Raw genomic sequence first — 19,056 nt, forward strand, 5'->3', positions numbered from 1 at the left:
CAGTCCGAATGGCGCCGGCACCATCTGTGACCGGCGGGTGGGGAGTGTGGGCGTCACCGGCGACAGGCGACAATCGGGCGCATGCGGTTCGGTGTGCTCGGCGCGACCCAGGCGTACGCGGCCGACGGCAGCGTGCTGCCCGTCGCCGGCGGGCGGCTGCGCGCGCTGCTGGTGCTGCTGCTGCTCGACGCCGGCCGCACCGTGGCGCCGCAGCGCCTCGTCGACGGCGTGTACGGCGACCGGCCACCCGAACAGGCCGCGAACGCGCTGCAGTCGCAGGTGTCGCGGCTGCGGCGGCTGCTGCCGGACGCGCACATCGAGTTCGGCCCGGCCGGCTACCGGCTGGCCGTGGACCCGCAGCGCGTCGACCTGCACCGGTTCACCGGCCTGGCGGCGGCCGGGCGGGCGGCGCTCGCCGCCGGTGATCCGGCCGGCGCGGCGGCGCTGCTGCGCGACGCGCTCGGCCTGTGGCGCGGCGAACCCCTCGCGGACGTGACCGGCGCGCCGTTCGCCGACGCCGAGGCGGCCCGGCTGCGGGACGCGCGGCTGGCCGCGGTCGAGGACCGGGTCGAGGCGGAGCTGGCGCTGGCGCCGGCCGGTGCGCCGCTGATCGCCGAGCTGCGGGACCTGGTGGCGGCGCATCCGCTGCGGGAACGGCTGCACGGGCTGCTGATGCGGGCCCTGCACGGCGCCGGCCGCCGCGCCGAGGCGCTCGCCGTCTACGCCGACGCCCGCCGGGTGCTGGCCGAGGAACTGGGCACCGACCCGTCGGCGGAGCTGGTCGCGCTGCACGCGGCGCTGCTGCGTGACGACGCCGCGCCGCCCGCCCGGCTGCCCAGCCCGCTCACCAGCTTCGTCGGCCGGGAACCGGAACTGCGGCGGGTCCACGACCTGCTCGGCGCGGCGCGGCTGGTGACCCTGCACGGCCCGGGCGGCGCCGGCAAGACCCGGCTGGCCACCACCGTCGCGTCCGGCCACGACGGGCCGGTGTGCCTGGTGGAGCTGGCCGCCGTGGCACCCGGGGCGCCGGTCGCGCCGGCGGTGCTGGCCGCGCTGGACCTGCGCGACGCCGGCCTGCGCACACCCGGCGGCCCGGCCGACCTCACCGACCGGCTGGTCGCCGCGCTGGCCGACCGGCGGCTGCTGCTGGTGCTGGACAACTGCGAGCACGTCGTCGACGACGCGGCCCGGCTCACCGGCCGGCTGCTCGCCGCCGCGCCCGGGCTGCGGGTGCTCGCCACCAGCCGGGAGCCGCTGGGCCTCACCGGCGAGGCGCTGTGCCCGGTCGGCGGGCTGCCCGCCCCGGACGGGCCGGCCGCGCCCGAGACGGCAGCCGCGTACCCGGCGGTGCGGCTGTTCACCGACCGCGCCGCCGACGTGTCACCCGGGTTCGCCCTCGACGCCGCCACCACCCCGGCGGTGCTGCGGATCTGCCGTACCCTCGACGGGCTGCCGCTGGCCCTGGAGCTGGCCGCGGCGCGGCTGCGGGCCCTGCCGGTGACGCAGGTCGCGGCGCGTCTGGACGACCGGTTCCGGCTGCTGCGCCGCGGCGACCGCACCGCGGCGCCCCGGCACCGCACGCTGGAGGCGGTCGTGGGGTGGAGCTGGGACCTGCTCGACGCCCCGGAGCGCCGCCTGGCCGCCCGGATGAGCGTGTTCGCCGGCGCCGCCGACCTGGCCGCGGTGCAGGCGGTGTGCGCGCCGGACGCCGAGGACGTCGTGGACGTGCTCACCGGCCTGGTGGACAAGTCACTGGTGGAGGCCACCGGCGGGCGCTACCGGATGCTGGAGACGATCCGCGAGTTCGCGGCGGCCCGGCTCGCCGAGCACGGTGAGACCGGGCGGGTGCGGGACGCGCACGCCGCGTACTTCCTGGATCTGGCGCTGGCCGGCGACGCGGGCCTGCGCGGCGGTGGCCAGGACCGGTGGCTGCGCCGCCTGGACGCCGCGCGCGACGACCTGCACGCGGCGCTGCGGCACGCGGACACCGGCATCGGGTTGCGGCTGGTCGCGGCGCTGGCGTTCTACTGGTGGCTGCGGGGCCTGCGCGGGGAGGGCTCGGCGCCGGCCCGGCGGCTGGTCGACCGGCTCGACGGCCCGCCCGACGGCCTGGCCGAGGAGTACGCGCTGAGCCTGCTGGTCGCCACGCTCGCCGGCGGCGGTGACCGCAGCGAGGTGGACACCGCGTCGCGGATCCTGTGGACCCTGGCCCGGCCGCCCCGGCATCCGTTCCTGCTGTACCTGTCCGGCATGGCCAGCGGCCCCCCGTCACCGCAGGACGCGGCGGCGCTGCACGAGCAGGCCGTGCGGGACCGGCTGCTCGGCACCGACCCGTGGAGCCGGGCGCTGGGCCTGCTGGGCACCGCGATGGTCAGCCTGCTGCACGGCCGTCACGAGCAGGCCCGCACCGAGCTGGACGCCGCGCTGACCGGCTTCCGGGCCCTCGAAGACCGCTGGGGCATGATCGTGACGCTGTCCACCCGCGCCGAGGCCGCCTACCGCACCGGTGACGTCGCGTCGGCGGCCGCGCCGATGGCGGAGGCGCTGGACCTGGCCGAACAGCTCGGCTCCACCCTGGACCTGGCGGAGCTGCTGCGGACCCGCGCCGACGGGCGGCTGGTCGCCGGTGACCTGGCCGGCGCGGCGGAGGACTACCGGCGGGTGCGGCGCATCGCCGGGCCGGCCGGCGCGCCGGAGCTGGTGGCCGCCGCGGATCTGGGGCTCGGCGAGATCGCCCGCCGCGACGGCGACCCGCAGCGGGCGCGGGCGCTGTGCGAGCGGGCGGTCGCGCAGTGCCCGTCGGGCTGGTTCGGCGCCGAGGTGGTGCGGCTGGCGGCGCTGGTGACGCTCGGGCAGCTCGCCGACGCCGCCGGTGACCCGGCGGCCGCCCGCGCCCACTACCGGCAGGTCCTCACCGCCGGCGCCGGGGTGTGGGACGCGCCGGTGGTGGCCGCGGCGGCCGACGGGCTGGCCGGGCCGCTGCTGCGCGACGGCGACCACGAGGCGGCGGCCCGGCTGCTGGGCGCGGCGGCGGCGCTGCTGGCCGGCACCGGCGCGGCCGACGCCCCGGCCGGCACGCCGACCGCCGCCACGCTGCGGGAACGCCTGGGTGAGGCGGCGTTCGCCGCCGCGTACGCCGGCGGCGCGAACCTGCCCCGGCAGCGGGCGCTGGCACTGCTCGACGGCCGCTGACCGGCGCGGCACCGCCCGGTGCGCGCCCGGTACGCGCCCGGTCAGCGACGCCGGTGACGCTGACACCCATGACCGACGACACGACGGCCGTGCTGGCCGACGGGATCCGAAAAACGTACGGCCGCACCACCGCCCTGGACGGCTTCGACCTGGCCGTGCCGGCCGGCACCGTGTACGGGGTGCTGGGCCCCAACGGCGCCGGCAAGACCACTGCGGTGCGGATCCTCACCACGCTGCTGCGGTTCGACGCCGGCCGGGCCCGGGTGGCCGGGTACGACGTCGCCACCGACCCGGACCGGGTCCGCGCCGCGATCAGCCTGACCGGCCAGTACGCGGCCGTCGACGAGGTGCTCAGCGGCCGGCAGAACCTGGTGCTGTTCGGCCGGCTGCGCCGGCTGTCCGCGCGCCGGGCCCGCGACCGCGCCGAGGAGCTGCTGGACCGGTTCGGGTTGACCGAGGCCGCGGACCGGTCGGCCGGCGGCTACTCCGGTGGGATGCGCCGCCGCCTGGACCTGGCGGCAAGCCTGGTGGTGCCACCGCGGGTGCTGTTCCTCGACGAGCCGACCACCGGCCTGGACCCGCGCAGCCGCAACGGGCTGTGGACGGCGGTGCGGGAACTGGTCGACGACGGCACCACCGTGCTGCTGACCACCCAGTACCTGCAGGAGGCCGACCACCTCGCCGACCGGGTCTGCGTCATCGACACCGGCCGGGTCGTGGCCGAGGGCACCCCGGAGCGGCTGAAGGCCCGCATCGGCGCCGACCGGCTGGAACTGGTGGTCCGCGACGCGGCGGACCTGCCCGCGGCGGCAGCCGTCGTGGAACGCGCCACCGGCGCGACCGCGACGGTGGACGCCGAGCTGCGGCGTGTGGACGCGCCGGTGGCCGACCGGATCGCCGTGCTCACCGCCGTGCTGCGGGCCCTCGACGACGCCGGGATCGCCGTGGAGGACGTCCTGGTCCGCCGGCCCACGCTCGACGAGGCGTTCCTGCGGCTCACCGGCGCCCACGCCGACACGCAGCGGGTGGGGGTGGCGTCGTGAGGGCGCTCACCGACGGATGGCTGATGGCCGGGCGGAACATGCGGCACGTGGTCCGAGCACCGGAGGAGATCATCCTCTACTTCAGCCTGCCGATCATGTTCGTGCTGGTGTTCGGTTACGTGTTCGGCAGCGGCATGTCCGTGCCGGGCGACGGCAGCTACCGGGAGTTCCTGCTGCCCGGCGTGTTCGTCATGACGATGCTCTACGGCCTCGGCGCGACCGCGTCGGCGATCGCGGCCGACGCCGGCCGGGGCGTGGTGGACCGGTTCCGGTCACTGCCGATGGCCCGCTCGGCGCTGCTGTCCGGCCGCGCCGGGGCCGACCTGGTACGGGCGTGCCTGGAGATGACCACGCTGGTGGTGTGCGGGCTGCTGGTCGGCTGGCAGTGGCGCGAAGGCGCCGGCGCGGCGCTGGCCGCGGTGGCGCTGATCCTGCTGCTGCGCGTCGCGATGACCTGGGTGGGCATCCTGTTCGGGCTGCTCGTGCCGAACCCGGACACGGTCGCGGTGGTGGTGTTCCCGCTGGCGTTCCCGCTGACCGCCCTGTCCAACGTGTTCGTGGCGCCGGAGCTGATGCCGGACTGGCTGGGCGCGATCGCCGCGTGGAACCCGCTGTCGGCGACGGTGGCGGCGGCCCGGGACCTGTTCGGCAACCCGGGCCTGGGCGGGGACTCGTGGCCGGCGCGGCACGCGCTGGTACTGGCGGTCGCGTGGCCGCTGGCGCTGATCGCGGTGGCCGCTCCCGCAGCGGTGCGCCGCTACCGGCGGCTGGGCCGCTGAGAGGGCTGGGCCGCTGACACGGGGAACATCGGGGGGATGAAATCGGGGCGCGGCCGAAGCCGCGCCCCGATGCTCCCAGGCCCTTCCCGGCCGGTGGGGCGAAGACGATCGGCGCCGACCTTCGGACCGACCCGACGTGGACTGGCTGCCCCCGCCTGGCCGTTGTCTACTGGCCGTGCCTTTCACCCTGCCCGTACACCGGTAACCGCGGCCGGTTCGCGCCGCCCCGCCGACCCCCGCCCGCTGGACCTGGCCGCCGCAACCTTCCGGTCGCTCGGCCAGCGGACGAAGGGACGAAGCGAACAACAGCCGCTTCCCGTGGTAGGACTCAAAGACGGTACGGCGTAGACCCCCGCCGCTGTCAACCCACCCGGGCCTGTCGTGTGTTGCGACACGGCGTGTCGCGTCGGCGCGTCTCGATTCCTGAGCGCGGTTCAGGCGCTCAGGTGGTGCCGCAGCATCGCCGCCGCCGCACCCGGATGGTCGGCGGCGAGCAGCCCCGCGGCGGCCAGCACGTAGTCCACGTCGACGACCGGCCGGGCCGCCCGCGGCAACGCCCACCCGCCCGCGTGATCGGTCAGCACCGCGTCGAGCACCGCCGCCGCGTCGCCCGGCTCGGCGTGCCGCAGCACCCCACCGGAGCCGACGAGCAGCTTCACCTCCCGCAGGTCCCGCCCGGCCCGCTCCCCCGTCGCCGCGCCCCGCGCGTGCCGCCGCAACGCCACGGTCGCGGCCAGCGCCGCGATGCGCCGGTCCACGGCCCGCTCGCCGTCACCGGCGGGCAGGAACCCCGGATCGGCGGCCCGTACCGCCGCCGCGGCCGCCAGATCCGCCTCCTCGGCGCGGTCGAGCAGCCGCTCCTCGACCGCGGCGCGCACCACACCCGGCGCGCTCCACCGCATGCCCAGGTCACCCTCGACGGTGCGCGCCCGCCACAGCGTCCCGGCGACCTCCTGACTCGGCCCGCTGTCCCGCTCGTCGGGCGTGAGCACCGAGTACACGTCGGTGGTGGCCCCACCCACGTCCACCACTGCGAGGTCACCGCCGAGCGTGCCGGCGAGGACCTCCACGCCGGTGAGCACCGCGTCCGGGGTGGCGGCGCGGACCAGCCGCGCGAACCGGGTACCTCGGGACAGCTTCTTGCCGCCGATGACGTGCCGCAGGAACACCTCCCGGATCGCCGCCCGCGCCGACGCCGGCTCCAGCACCCCGATGCGGGGCAGCACGTTGTCCGCCACCGTCACCGGCACTCCCGCGCCGGCCAGCAGCGCGTGCAGGTCGTCGCGCACGTCGGCGTTGCCGGCGAGGACCACCGGCACCCGGAACCGGGCCTTCGCCAGCCGCGTCGCGTTGTGCGTCACCGTGTCCGCGTCGCCGCCGTCGGTGCCGCCCACCAGCAGCACCACGTCCGGGCGGGCCGCCCGCAACGCCGCCACGTCCGCCCCGGACAGCCGCCCCGCCGCCACGTGCACCACGTTCGCGCCCGCCGACAGACCGACCCGCCGGCCCGCCTGAGCGGTGACGAGGGGCTCGTAACCCACCACCGCCAGGCGCAGCCCACCCCCGGCCGACGAGCACACGTACCAGGGCACCTCAGCGACCCCGGCCGACGCGGTGGCCGCGCCGACCGCGGCGTCCAGGCCGTGGAGGACGTCAGTGCCCACCGTGGTGGGCGCGGACGCCGCCGCGACCAGCCGGCCGCCGTCGAGGTCCACCACCGCCGCCTTCGTGTACGTCGACCCGACGTCGGCGCAGACGACGGCGCGCAACATCGGCTCGCTCACGGGGACGGCGGTACGACCACAGTGCCGGTCGCGGTGACCGCGACGATCGGCTCGTCGAGCACCTCGGCGGCCGACTCGCCCTTGTCCGGACGGCCCCGGCACACCACGGTGGCGGCGAAGTCGATGGTGCGGCTGCGGGTGCCCACCCGGGTCACCGTCGCGGTCACCTCCAGCACGTCACCGGCCTTCATCGGCGCCCGGAACTGCACGTCGGCGTACGAGGCGAACAACCCCTCGTCGCCGTCGGTGCGGATGCACACCTCGGTGGCCACGTCACCGAACAACCCCAGCGCGTACGCCCCGTCGACCAGGTTGCCCGCGTAGTGGGCGTGGGAGTACGGCACGTACCGGCGGTGGACGACTGTGAGACCGACACGCGGATCGCTCATGGGGTGTTCGCCTTCCTGGAGGTGATCAAAGCGTGGACGAGGTAACTGGCGACCTCACCCGGAGTGGTGCCACGGCCGAAGATCCGGTCCACGCCCAGCTCGCCGGTCATCGTCTCGTCGAACCGCGGCCCGCCGACGATCAGCAGCGGCCGGCGTCCGGCCGGCATCGCCTCCCGGAACGCCGCGGACATCTCCCGCGTGTTGTGCAGGTGCGCGTCGCGCTGCGTCACCACCTGCGACACCAGCACCGCGTCGGCGCGTTCCCGCCGGGCCGCCTCGACCAGCTCCGGCACACTGACCTGCGCGCCCAGGTTCGTGACCTTCAGCTCCCGGTAGTACTCCAGGCCCTTCTCACCAGCGATGCCCTTGACGTTGAGGATCGCGTCGATGCCGACGGTGTGCGCGTCCGTGCCGATGCACGCGCCCACCACCGACAGCTTGCGGCGCAGCTGCCGCTTCACCACCGCGTTGACCTCCTTGGCCGACAGCAGCGGATAGTCACGCTCCACCACCTGCACCTTCGCCAGGTCCACCAGGTGGTTCACCCGCCCGTACACCACGAAGAACGTGAACCCGTCCCCGATCGGCTTGGCGTGCACCAGCATCGCCGGGTCCATGCCCATCTTGTTGGCGAGCTGCACCGCCGCGCCCTCGGCCCGCTTGTCGTGCGGCACCGGCAACGTGAACGACACCTGCACCATGCCGTCACCGGTGGTGTCCCCGTACGGCCGCACGACCGTCTTCTCACTCATGAGGGTTGCTCCAGGATCTCCGTGGCCGGGTTGTAGTAGTCCGCCTCGTGCCGCGCCACCCCGTCCAGGCCCTTGCCCCGGTCCGCCGGCCGCTTCATGATCCCGAACGTGCCCTCGGCGATCGCCGTCAGCAACGACTGGTCCCCGATACGCTCCAGCAGATCCACCGCCTCACCGAGCACCCGGTGCGCCCGCTGCTGGATGAACCCGCCCGGCGCCGGCACGAAGTCCTCGTGCAACCCGCCCGCCGCACCCAGCACGTACCGCACGTTCTGCAGGGCGATGTCCCGGTCCGACAGCCACGGCGTCACCACCGCCTCGGTCATCATCCCCACCAGCAGGATCCCCTGCCCGGTCATCGTGCCCACCAGGTTGAAGAACCCGTCGAGCAGGTTTCCCCGGAACACGTCACCGGTCATGTGCTTCGTCGGCGGCATCCACTTCAACGGCGCGTCCGGGAACAACTCCCGCGCCAGCAACGCGTGCGCCAGCTCCAACCGGAACGACTCCGGCACATCCGGGTTGATCTCGAACGCGTGCCCCAGCCCCAGCTGCCAGTCCGCCAGCCCCGCCTCGTGCGCGAAGAACTCGTTGAGCAGCTGCGACACCGTCACCGTGTGCGCCTCGTCCACCGCGTCAGCGGTGGTCAGGTAGTTGTCCTCACCGGTGTTGATGATGATCCCCGCCCGCGCGTGCACCTGCCGCGAGAACCGCTGGTCCACGAACGTGCGGATCGGGTTGATGTCGCGGAACAGGATCCCGTACATCGAGTCGTTGAGCATCATGTCCAGCCGCTCCAGGCCGGCCAGCGTCGCCATCTCCGGCATGCACAGACCCGACGCGTAGTTCGTCAGCCGCACGTACCGGCCCAGCTCCCGCGACGTCTCGTCCAGCGCCGCCCGCATCAGCCGGAAGTTCTCCTGCGTCGCGTACGTGCCCGCGAACCCCTCCCGGGTCGCCCCCTCCGGCACGTAGTCCAGCAGCGACTGCCCCGTCGACCGGATCACCGCGATCACGTCCGCGCCGGCCCGCGCCGCCGCCTGCGCCTGCGGAATGTCCTCGTAGATGTCACCCGTCGCCACGATCAGGTAGATCCACGGCCGCCGCTCCGGATCCCCGAACCGCTTCACCAGCCGATCCCGCTCCGCGCGCCGCCGGTCGATGCCGCGGATCCCCGCCGCGACCGCCTTACGCGACGCCCGCCGCGCAGCCGTCGCCGCCTTCCCCGACGGCTGCGCGAACCGCACCGACCCGGCCGCGGCCTTCTGCGCCAGCAACGTCACATCGGCGATGCCCTCACGCGCCAGCGCGTCGAACACCGGCGCCGCCACCCCGTGCCCCAGACCCACGTCCGCGACCACCGCGTCCACGAGCCGGTTCACCCACGGAATACCGTCCGGGTCCGCGCCGGTCACCCCGGCCAGCCGCAGCACCGCCCGCTCCACCGACACCGTGGTGTGGCTGCGCGCCAGATCCACCACCGGCTGCCCGGCCCGGCGCGCCAACTCCCGCGCCCGCGCCACCAGCGCCGGATCCAGCCCAAGCTTCCCTGTCACGAAGACCCTTCCTCATAGATCACGTCACCGCGCAACACGGTGGCCCGGCACACCGGCAGCGGCGTCGGATCGTCCGCGCCCCGCAACTCCGGATCCTCGGCCAGCACCACCGGCAGCCCCCGCTCCACGCCCGCCGGGGTGTCCCACACCGCGAACGTCGCCGGCGCCCCCAACGCCAGCACGCCCTCGTTGTCCAGGTGCACGGCCCGCCACCCGCCACGCGTGTGCGCGGCGAACGCCGCCCGCACACTCATCCGCTGCGCCGGGTTGTGATGCGCCGCCGCCGCCCGCACCGACCCCCACGGATCCAACGGCGTCACCGGCGAATCCGACCCGAACGCCAACGCCACACCGACCCCGTGCATCGCACCCATCGGATTCGACTCCAACGACCGGGCCAACCCCAGCCGCGACTCGTACATCCGGCCCGCGCCACCCCACAACCGGTCGAACGCCGGCTGCATCGACGCCACGATCCCGTACTCCACGAACCCGGCGATCAGCGCCTTGCTCATGATCTCCGCGTGCTCCACCCGGTGCCGGGCCGCCCGCAACCGGTCCACACCCAGCGACCGCGCCGCCAGCCCAAACCCCGCAAGCACCGTCCCGATCGCCGCGTCCCCGATCGCGTGGAACCCGCCCTGCAACCCGTGCGCCGCGCAGTCCAGCAGATGATCACGCACCTGCTCCGCCGACACGTACCCGTGCCCGCACGCCCCCGCCTCACCGTCCAGGTACGCCGCCGACACGTGCGCCGTCCGCGACCCCAGCGCCCCGTCCGCGAACAGGTCACCACCCGCGCCCACCGCACCCAGCTCCCGGGCCTTCGCCGCACCCAGCAGCTCACCCCAGTACCCGTACACCTCCGGCACCCCGGCCCCCGAGATCGCCAGCAGCCCGGTGAAGTCCTCCTCGTCGGAGATGTCCGGACCACCGCACTCGTGCACCGCCGCGACACCCAGCGACGCCGCGTGTTCCAGCGCCCGCCGCTGCGCCGCCACCCGCTGCGCCCGCGTCACCGACGCGAACGCCGCCGCCCGCACCACGTGATGCGCGTCGCGCCGCAACCACCCCGACGCCTCGTACCCGGCCGCCGACACCACCTCCGGGCACGCCGCCAGCAACGCCGCCGACACCAGCGCCGAATGGATCGACGCCTGCGACAGATACACCCGCCGCCCACCGGCCGCCCGGTCCAGCGCCGCCGCATCAGGCAACGCCCGATCCGCCCAGCCCGACTCGTCCCAGCCGTGCCCCAGCACCACCGCGTCACCCGGCAGGCCCGCCGCGAACGCCGACACCGCCTCCAGCAGCCCACCCGCCGACCGCACCGCCGACAGATCCAGCCCCGACAACGCCAACCCGGTATCCGTCGCGTGCACGTGCGCGTCCACGAACGCCGGCGTCACCAGCGCACCGCCCAGCTCCACCACCCGGTCCGCCCGCGGCGCGTCCGCATCAGTACCCAACCAGGCGATCCGCCCGTCCCGCACCAGCAGCGCCGTCGCGCTCGGGTCCGCCGGACAGTGCAGCACTCCACCGCGATACAGCGTCGAGGGGTTCGTCATGGCCTCAGTCTGCCGCCAGACGCGCCTCGAACAGACCGCGCACCCCCGGCTCGGCCCGCAACAGATCCAACGCCAGCGCCGCGTGCCCCGGCACGTACCCGTTGCCCACCAGCATCGTCACGTCCGCCGCCAGGCCCTCCGCGCCCAGCGCCGCCGCCGCGAAACTCGTCGCCATCGAGAAGAAGATCACCGTACCGCCGTCCGCCGTGGCCAGCACCGCGCCGTGCTCACACCCCGGCACGTCCACGCACACCACTGTCACGTCCGCCGGCACACCCAGCGCCGTCGTCACCGCCGTCGACAACCCCACCGGATCCCGCGCGTCGGCCAGCGCCACCACGTCGGCCAGCCCGGCCGCCGTCAGCGCGTCCTGCTCCGACGCCACCGGAACCACCCCGACGGTACGGGCGGCGCCCGCCCGCCGCGCCGCCGCGAGCGACAACGACCCGCTCTTGCCGGCCCCGCCGATCACCGCCACCGACACCGGACGCGGATCACCCTCACGCGAGCGCCGCGCCACCTGCTCGGCCACCACCCGCGCCGTCAACGCCGGCGCCCCGCACACGTCCAGCACCGCCAGGGACAGCTCGGGGTGCAGGTCCGGCGGCAGCACCGCCGCGATCGACCGGGCGAACAGGATCGCGTACCCGTCGCACGGCACCTGCTCGCTGCGCCCGTCCCAGCGGGCCAGCCCGTCGAGGATCGTCAGCGGCGTCAGCGTCAGCGACACGAGCGTCGCCACCCGGTCACCCGCCTTCAGCCCCAGCGGCGACCGGCGGCCCGCCTCCTCGACGGTGCCGATCAGCATGCCGCCCGAACCGGTCACCGGGTTCTGCATCTTCCCCCGGGTCGACACGATCTCCAGCACCTCGGCGCGGACCTTCTCCCCGTCGCCGCCGTGCTTCTCCGCCAACTGCCGGAAACTCGCCGCGTCCAGGTTCAGCCGCTCGACCCGGATCCGCACCTCGTTCGCCGCGATCCGCGGGTCCGGGTCCAACCGCCAGGCCGCCTGCGGGAGCACCCCCGCCGGTTCCACGACTCGGTGCAGACCCACCGGTGACGTCACGCCGACCCCCTATGTCCAGCCGCCCGAACCCCCGGCCAGGGGTCGCGTCGCGGGAAAACTTACGGCAGACTAATTTCTTCACCGCAGATTTTCCAGTAGCCTTCGCAACCGTTGATCAACCCGCACACTGACGAGGAGGGGCCGTGACCCAGACCCAACCGGTGGAGACCATCCCGACGCCCCGCCACGCGCCGGCCACCGTCCCGGCCGCCGGACAGCCCTACGAATACCGCCGCGCGCCCCTCGTCGAACCCGACTGGACCCGCTTCCCCGGCTGGCGCCACATCACCCGCGACCAGTGGGAGAGCGCCCAGTGGCAGCGGGTCAACTGCGTCAAGAACATCAAGCAGCTGCGCGCCGTCCTCGGCGACACCGTCGACGAGACCTTCTACGCCGACCTGGAGGCCGACCAGAAGGCCCTGGCCACCATGTCCATGCTGGTGCCGCCGCAGATGCTCAACACCATGGTGCCGCATCAGACGATCAGCACCGAGGCGCTGCTCGCCGACCCGATCCGCCGCTACATGATCCCGGTCGCCTCCGACCGGCGCACCGACTGGCCGTCCCACCCGTACGCCAGCCGCGACAGCCTCCACGAGCACGACATGTGGGTCGCCGAGGGCCTCACCCACCGCTACCCCACCAAGGTCCTCGCCGAGCTGCTCTCCACCTGCCCGCAGTACTGCGGCCACTGCACCCGCATGGACCTCGTCGGCAACTCCACCCCCGCCGTCGACAAGCTCAAGCTCACCCTCAAGCCCGTCGACCGCTACGACGCCCACATCACGTACCTCAAGGCCCACCCCGGCGTACGCGACGTTGTCGTCTCCGGCGGCGACGTCGCCAACGTGCCGTGGCGCAACCTCGAGTCGTACCTGATGCGCCTGCTGGAGATCGAGACGATCCGCGACATCCGGCTCGCCACCAAGGCGCTCATGGGCCTGCCCCAGCACTGGCTCCAGCCCGACGTGGTCGAGGGTCTCGAACGGGTCGCCCGCACCGCCGCCCGCCGCGGCGTCAACCTGGCCATCCACACCCACGTCAACCACGCCCAGTCGCTGACCCCGCTGGTCGCCAAGGCCGCCCAGACCGCGCTCGACGTCGGCGTACGCGACGTCCGCAACCAGGGCGTGCTCATGCGCGGCGTCAACGCCACCAGCGCCGACCTGCTCGACCTCTGCTTCGCGCTCCAGGGCGAGGCGGGCATCCTGCCGTACTACTTCTACATGTGCGACATGATCCCCAACGCCGAGCACTGGCGCGTTCCGGTCTGGCACGCCCAGCAGCTCCAGCACGACATCATGGGCTACCTGCCCGGCTACGCCACCCCGCGGATCGTCTGCGACGTGCCGTTCGTCGGCAAGCGTTGGGTGCACATGCTCACCGACTACGACCGTGAGCGCGGCATCTCCTACTGGACGAAGAACTACCGCACCTCGATCGAGTCGGCCGACCTGGAGGCGCTGAACAAGCGCTACGCCTACTACGACCCGATCGACACGCTGCCCGAGGCCGGCCAGGCCTGGTGGCTCGCCCACCGCGACGACTGACCCCGGACACCCGAACGGCGGGCCACCTCATCGCAGAGGTGGCCCGCCGTTCGCGTACTCACTTGTTGAAGGCGTCCTTGACGTCGCGGCCCGCCTGCTTGGCGTGCTCCCCGGCCTGCCGGGCGCGCGCCGTGCTCTGCTCGGAGGCGCCCTCGGCCCGCAACCGCTCGTTGTCGGTCACGTCTCCGATGCGCTCCTTGGCCATGCCGCTCATCTCCTGGGCCTTGTTCTTCGCCTTGTCGGTGAAGCTCATGTCGCCCTCCCTCGTCCGGCTACGCCTTGCCCTTGTCGCGTCCCCGGTGACTGTCGTGTGAAACGCTGTTGACCGGTGCACATCGCGTAGTGCGTCCTAGGACAATAGGTTGAAGGTTCGACGCCCGGCCGACGCCGCCCGACCGTGGTTGACTGGGCCGGTGAACGAGATCCTGCTGATCCGGCACGGCGAGACCACGTGGAGCGCCGCCCACCGGCACACCTCGTACACCGACCTGGAGCTGACAGCCGACGGCGAGCGGCAGGCGGCCGCGCTGGCTCCCCTGCTGGCCGGCCGGCGCTTCGCCCGGGTGCTGTCCAGCCCCCGGCAGCGCGCCACCCGCACCGCCGCCCTGGCCGGGCTCACGGTGGACGCGATCGAGCCCGACCTGGCCGAGTGGCACTACGGCGAGTACGAGGGCCGCACCACCGCCGACATCCAGGCCGAACGGCCCGGCTGGACGATCTGGACCGACGGCGGTCCCGGCGGGGAGTCACCGGAGCAGGTCGGCGCCCGCCTCGACCGCGTCCTGGACCGGGTCGCGCCGCTGCTGGAGGAGGGCGACGTCGCGCTCGTCGGGCACGGGCACAGCCTGCGGGTGCTGGGGGCGCGCTGGATCGGGCTGCCGCCCTCGGCCGGCGCGCTGCTGCGGCTGGACACCGCCACGCTCAGCGTGCTCGGTCACGAGCACGGCCGGCGGGTGGTCAGGCGGTGGAACCTGCCGGCTCCGCCGACGGACGGGGACGCCCCCGACCGGTCAGCTCGCCATTGATCTTCGGCGGCCGGTTCTCGTACGGCGTGGACAGCACCACAGTCGTGCGCGTGGTGACGTTCGCGGCGGTACGGATCTCCTGCAGCACCCGTTCCAGGTCGGCCGGACCGGCCACCCGCACCAGCAGGAGATAGAAGTCCTCCCCCGCCACCGAGTAGCACGAGTCGATCTCGGACAGGTGCGCCAGCCGCTCCGGCGCGTCGTCCGGCTGCGACGGGTCGAACGGCCGGATCGCCACGAACGCGGTCAGCGGCAGGTCCAGCGCCTCGAACGACACCCGCGCGGCATACCCCTTGATCACCCCGCGCTGCTCCAGCCGGCGGACCCGCTGGTGCACGGCCGACACCGACAGGCCCACCCGCTCGGCCAGATCCGTGTACGACAGCCGACCGTCCCCGGTCAGCGCGGCGACGATGGCACGGTCGATCTCCTCCACGCGCTGCACCCTAGCCGGAAAAGCGCTCCCACGCCGCACCCGGCCCGCCGCGGTGACGCTCAGCGCGCCGTCCGGTCGCGCACCGCGTCCGCGGCGAAGTTCAGCACCTCCGCCATGTCCTCCTCGTCCAGGAACGGCAGGTCGGTGAGGATGTCCGTGACGGACATGCCCTCGGCCATCATGGCCAGCAGGGTGGCCACGGGGATGCGCGACTGCCGTACGCAGGGCGCACCCCCCATGACGTCGGGGTCCACGGTGATCCGGGGGAAGGTCACCGCGACAGGCTAGCCCTTCGCCAGCGCGCGGGAGATGACCAGCCGCTGGATCTGGTTGGTGCCCTCGACGATCTGGAGCACCTTGGCCTCGCGCATGTACCGCTCGACCGGGTGGTCGGCGACGTACCCGGCGCCGCCGAGCACCTGCACCGCGTCGGTGGTCACCCGCATCGCCACGTCCGTGGCGAACAGCTTCGCCTTGGCCGCCTCGATCGAGTACGGGCGTCCGGCGTCGCGCAGCCGCGCGGCGGCGAGCGTGAGCGCCCGTGCGGCCGAGATCTGCGTGGCGGCGTCGGCCAGGTTGAACCCGAGCCCCTGGAAGTCGATGATCGCCCGGCCGAACTGGCGGCGCTCCCGGGCGTAGCCGACCGCGTAGTCCAGCGCGCCCTGGGCCAGGCCCACAGCGCACGCGGCGATGCCCAGGCGGCCGGAGTCCAGCGCGGACATCGCGATGGTGAACCCGGCGCCCTCGCCGCCGATCAGCCGCTCCGCCGGCACCCGGGCGTCGTCGAAGGCGATCTGCGCGATCGGCGAGGCGTGCAGGCCCATGGTGCGCTCGGCGGCCTGCGGGTGGATGCCCGGCGTGGACCGGTCGGCCAGCAGGCAGGAGATGCCCTTCGGGCCGGGGCCGCCGGTGCGGCAGAAGATGTTGTAGAAGTCGGCCACCCGGGCGTGCGTGATCCACGCCTTGGTGCCGGTGACCACGTACGCGTCGCCGTCGCGCACCGCCCGCGTGGTCAGGGCCGCCGCGTCCGAGCCACCCTGCGGCTCGGAGAGGCAGTACGCCCCGAGCAGCTCCCCGCCGATCATGTCCGGCAGGAGTTTGCGCTGCTCGTCGGTGCCGAACTGGGCCACCGGGTGGCAGGACAGCGTGTGCACGCTGACCGCCTCGGCCACTGCCAGCCACCGGCTGGCGAGGATCTCCAGCACCTGGAGGTACACCTCGTACGGCTGGGCGGCCCCGCCGTGCTCCTCCGCGTACGGCAGGCCGAGCAGGCCGGCCCGGCCCAGGGTGCGCAGCACCTCCCGGGGGAACTCGGCGCGGGCCTCGAAACCGGCGGCGGCCGGGGCCAGCTCCCGGTCGGCGAGTTCGGTGGCGAGGTCCAGCAGGTCGTGGGCCTCGTCGGTGGGCAGGATCCGGTCGACGTTCATAGCGCGATGAGCTCCGTGGGGGTGGTGTTGAGCCGTTGCCCGCCGTCCGTCGTGCAGACGACGATGTCCTCGATCCGGGCTCCGTGCCGCCCGGCGAGGTAGATCCCGGGTTCGACCGAGAAAGCCATGCCGGCCTGAAGCGGCCGGGGGTTGCCCGTCACCACGTACGGCTCCTCGTGGCCGTCGAGGCCGATGCCGTGACCGGTGCGGTGCAGGAAGGCGTCGCCGAACCCGGCGGCGCCGATGACGTCGCGGGCGACCGCGTCGAGGGCCTCGGCGGTCACGCCCGGCGCGACGGCGGCCACGGCGGCGCGCTGCGCCTCCCACAGCACCGCGTAGTAGTCCACGAACTCCGCCGGGGCGGGGCCGCCGGCGACGTACGTGCGGGTGCAGTCGGACCGGTAGCCCGACGGCATGGTGCCGCCGATGTCGACCACCACCGGCTCGCCCACGCCGATCGGGCGGTCCGAGGTGCCGTGGTGCGGGCTCGCGCCGTTCGGGCCGGCGGCGACGATGACGAAGTCGACGGCGGCGTGCCCGGCGGCCCGGATCGCGGCGGCGAGGTCGGCCGCGACCTCCCGCTCGGTGCGGCCGGGACGCAGCCACTCCCCCATCCGCAGGTGCACCGCGTCGATCGCGGCGCCCGCCTCGGTCAGCGCCGCCACCTCGGCCGGCGACTTGCGGATCCGCATCTCCCGCAGCACGTCGGAGGCGAGCCGCTGGGCCGCGCCGGGCAGCGCGTCGCGCAGCGCGAGGACCTGCTGCGCCCACATCCGGTCGGCCAGCCCGACGGCGCGGACCGGGCCGGGGAGCGCCGCGCGCACCAGCGGCCACGGGTCGGTGCCGTCGGCGTGGTCGACGATCCGGTACCCGGTGCCGGGCGCGGCCTCGGCGTCCGGCCGTTCCAGCACCGGCACGATCAGCGTCGGCTCGCCCTCCGCGGGCAGGACCAGGCAGGTCAGCCGCTCCCCCTCCCGGGCGTCGTAGCCGGTCAGGTAGCGCAGGTCGGAACCCGGGGTGAGCAGCAGCGCGTCCAGGCCCGCCGCGGCGGTGGCCCGCTGGGCCGCGGTCAGTCGCCCGGCGGGGTACAACTCGTCGGTTCCCACACCGGAAGCTTAACGGTCGTTTGGGTCCGGGCGGGAGTCCGGTCGATGCTCGCGCACGCCGGCCATCCGGTCCGCCTCGATCTTGGTCATGCCGGACGCCTGGAGCAACTCGCCGACCACGATGAACAGCTGCGAGGCCACGATCGTGCCGGAGAAACCCAGACCGGCGGCACGCGCCCGGCCGGCCTCCCGCGCGGCCTCCCGCGCCCGGGCGCGCGCGATGTCCGGCGTGCGCCCGGCCAGGAAGTCACGGTGCAGCAGCCGCAGCGACTGCCCGAACGCCTCGACCGCGGCCGGCAGGGGCGAGGGCACCGGTTCCCGGGCCTCCAGCAACGCGACCACCCGGCGGACCATGTTGCGGCTGTTGGTGTACGCCAGCTCCAGGTGGGCCGAGGCGTGCTCGTAGCGGCGCAACTGGGCCCGGCGCCGCCACCGCCACGGCGACAACGTCGTCACCTCCCGGGCCGCCGCGACGATCTCGGTGGTCTGTTGCCGCTCGACCTCGGCCGCCTCCAGCCGGAGCAGCGCCGCATCGGCCGCCCCGGCGTCCCGGGCGGTGAGCGCGTTCGCCGTGGCCGTCAGCTCGTTGGCGAACAGGTCCAGCGTGGGCCCGGCCGCGCGGTGCACCACCCGGACCGGGTTCAGCGGCAGCACCAGCAGCGCCACCCCCATCGCCACCGCTCCGCCCACGAGCGCATTCGCGGTACGCGGCACGGCCAGGTCCGGCGCGTTGGGCTCGACGGTGCCCAGCAGCACCGCCGTACTGCCCGCCTGCACCATCACGGCGCCGCTGCCGCGGATCACCACCGCCACCGAGATGGCGAGCGCGACCACCAGGCCGGTCTGCACCGGACCCGCACCGATCAACTTGATGATCAGGTCACCGACCAGCACGCCGAGGATCACGCCGCCGAGCAGCTCGGCGGTCCGGCGGATCCGGTTACCGATCGCCGCGGCGATGGTGCCCACCGCCGCCGCCGGTGCGAACAGCGGCTGCGGATTGTCGAGCAGCGTGCTGGCCACGTACCAGGCCAGACCGGCGGCCAGACCGGCCTGGAGAGCCACGATGAAGTACCGGCGCAGCCGCTCGTACGCCTCCCGGACCTCGCGGCGCGCCGCCGGAGCCGCGGGGGTCACGGCACCACCCGCCCGCCCGGGCGCCACGGGCACGACGGCTCGGGCTCGACCACGCCCTCCTCTACCCGCCGGGCAGCGCGGTATTCCCGGCGCCGCCCGCGACGGCGGTCCTGTCGTACCCGTGGTCCATGATCCTTGTCGTCACAGCGGCACGGATCACGGCCGGCGACGGCGTTCCGGCGTGCCCGGCGGCGGCCGGCCGGCGGGGAGGTCGGGAAGATGACGGAGGCGACGGACGCCTCGTGG

17 protein-coding genes are annotated in these 19,056 nt (G+C 74.5%); 5 read left to right on the forward strand and 12 right to left on the reverse strand.

The features are described from left to right. Positions 1-81 precede the first annotated feature (81 nt). The 3 genes from ACN27C_RS24570 to ACN27C_RS24580 all read left to right on the forward strand — a co-directional run bounded on the left by ACN27C_RS24570 (position 82) and on the right by ACN27C_RS24580 (position 5,014). Positions 82-3,192 (forward strand): ATP-binding protein, encoded by a 3,111-nt coding sequence (locus ACN27C_RS24570; protein WP_422748417.1) that lies wholly within the window; start codon positions 82-84, stop codon positions 3,190-3,192. A gap of 68 nt (positions 3,193-3,260) precedes the next feature. After that, the gene (locus ACN27C_RS24575) at positions 3,261-4,235 is read left to right on the forward strand and encodes an ATP-binding cassette domain-containing protein (RefSeq protein WP_422748420.1); all 975 of its coding nucleotides are present in this window, start codon (positions 3,261-3,263) and stop codon (positions 4,233-4,235) included. Further along, a complete protein-coding gene (locus tag ACN27C_RS24580) occupies positions 4,232-5,014 on the forward strand; it encodes an ABC transporter permease (RefSeq protein WP_422748422.1) in 783 nt (260 codons plus the stop codon). Before ACN27C_RS24575 ends, ACN27C_RS24580 begins: the two co-directional genes overlap by 4 nt. 434 nt (positions 5,015-5,448) lie before the next feature. Here the strand turns inward: ACN27C_RS24580 and ACN27C_RS24585 are convergent, their stop codons facing one another. Genes ACN27C_RS24585 through ACN27C_RS24610 form a run of 6 tightly spaced genes read right to left on the reverse strand, consistent with a single transcriptional unit; the run spans position 5,449 to position 12,129 of the window. After that, entirely contained in the window at positions 5,449-6,783 is a 1,335-nt protein-coding gene (locus ACN27C_RS24585) for a glutamate mutase L (protein WP_422751670.1), read from the reverse strand. 11 nt (positions 6,784-6,794) lie between these two features. Continuing rightward, positions 6,795-7,187, reverse strand: coding sequence for a hotdog domain-containing protein (locus tag ACN27C_RS24590; protein WP_120569941.1), 393 nt, complete (start codon positions 7,185-7,187; stop codon positions 6,795-6,797). Beyond that, the gene (locus ACN27C_RS24595) at positions 7,184-7,939 is read right to left on the reverse strand and encodes an OAM dimerization domain-containing protein (protein WP_252452793.1); all 756 of its coding nucleotides are present in this window, start codon (positions 7,937-7,939) and stop codon (positions 7,184-7,186) included. Before ACN27C_RS24595 ends, ACN27C_RS24590 begins: the two co-directional genes overlap by 4 nt. Next, on the reverse strand, positions 7,936-9,495 hold the full coding sequence (locus tag ACN27C_RS24600) for a lysine 5,6-aminomutase subunit alpha (RefSeq protein ID WP_350816546.1): 1,560 nt from the start codon (positions 9,493-9,495) through the stop codon (positions 7,936-7,938). The genes ACN27C_RS24595 and ACN27C_RS24600 overlap by 4 nt, the downstream gene beginning before the upstream one ends. Then, entirely contained in the window at positions 9,492-11,063 is a 1,572-nt protein-coding gene (locus tag ACN27C_RS24605; RefSeq protein ID WP_120569944.1) for an amidohydrolase, read from the reverse strand. Before ACN27C_RS24605 ends, ACN27C_RS24600 begins: the two co-directional genes overlap by 4 nt. 4 nt (positions 11,064-11,067) lie before the next feature. Further along, a complete protein-coding gene (locus tag ACN27C_RS24610) occupies positions 11,068-12,129 on the reverse strand; it encodes a zinc-binding alcohol dehydrogenase (RefSeq protein WP_422748425.1) in 1,062 nt (353 codons plus the stop codon). A gap of 143 nt (positions 12,130-12,272) precedes the next feature. On the opposite strand from ACN27C_RS24610, the gene ACN27C_RS24615 reads away from it, so the two are divergent. Further along, a complete protein-coding gene (locus ACN27C_RS24615) occupies positions 12,273-13,679 on the forward strand; it encodes a KamA family radical SAM protein (protein ID WP_422748427.1) in 1,407 nt (468 codons plus the stop codon). Positions 13,680-13,737: 58 nt separating this feature from the next. On the opposite strand, the gene ACN27C_RS24620 is transcribed toward ACN27C_RS24615, so the two are convergent. Further along, a complete protein-coding gene (locus tag ACN27C_RS24620) occupies positions 13,738-13,932 on the reverse strand; it encodes a CsbD family protein (protein ID WP_073829538.1) in 195 nt (64 codons plus the stop codon). Between the two features lie 160 nt (positions 13,933-14,092). Between ACN27C_RS24620 and ACN27C_RS24625 the strand changes: the two genes are divergently transcribed. Then, a complete protein-coding gene (locus tag ACN27C_RS24625) occupies positions 14,093-14,704 on the forward strand; it encodes a histidine phosphatase family protein (RefSeq protein WP_120569947.1) in 612 nt (203 codons plus the stop codon). Here the strand turns inward: ACN27C_RS24625 and ACN27C_RS24630 are convergent. The 5 genes from ACN27C_RS24630 to ACN27C_RS24650 are packed head-to-tail and all read right to left on the reverse strand — an operon-like array spanning position 14,637 to position 18,810. Then, complete coding sequence (locus ACN27C_RS24630) at positions 14,637-15,140, reverse strand: Lrp/AsnC family transcriptional regulator (protein ID WP_120569948.1); 504 nt, start codon at positions 15,138-15,140, stop codon at positions 14,637-14,639. The genes ACN27C_RS24625 and ACN27C_RS24630 overlap by 68 nt on opposite strands. Before the next feature lie 59 nt (positions 15,141-15,199). Further along, a complete protein-coding gene (locus tag ACN27C_RS24635; RefSeq protein WP_091426971.1) occupies positions 15,200-15,415 on the reverse strand; it encodes a DUF433 domain-containing protein in 216 nt (71 codons plus the stop codon). 9 nt (positions 15,416-15,424) lie between these two features. Then, on the reverse strand, positions 15,425-16,567 hold the full coding sequence (locus ACN27C_RS24640; protein WP_422748431.1) for an acyl-CoA dehydrogenase family protein: 1,143 nt from the start codon (positions 16,565-16,567) through the stop codon (positions 15,425-15,427). Then, on the reverse strand, positions 16,564-17,673 hold the full coding sequence (locus ACN27C_RS24645; protein ID WP_422748433.1) for a M24 family metallopeptidase: 1,110 nt from the start codon (positions 17,671-17,673) through the stop codon (positions 16,564-16,566). The genes ACN27C_RS24640 and ACN27C_RS24645 overlap by 4 nt, the downstream gene beginning before the upstream one ends. Before the next feature lie 9 nt (positions 17,674-17,682). Beyond that, positions 17,683-18,810 carry an FUSC family protein gene (locus tag ACN27C_RS24650; protein WP_162959098.1) on the reverse strand — a complete coding sequence of 376 codons (1,128 nt, stop codon included), beginning with the start codon at positions 18,808-18,810 and terminating at the stop codon, positions 17,683-17,685. Between the last annotated feature and the right edge of the window lie 246 nt (positions 18,811-19,056).

Source organism: Micromonospora sp. WMMD1219, from assembly GCF_049315215.1.
GTDB lineage: Bacteria > Actinomycetota > Actinomycetes > Mycobacteriales > Micromonosporaceae > Micromonospora > Micromonospora tulbaghiae.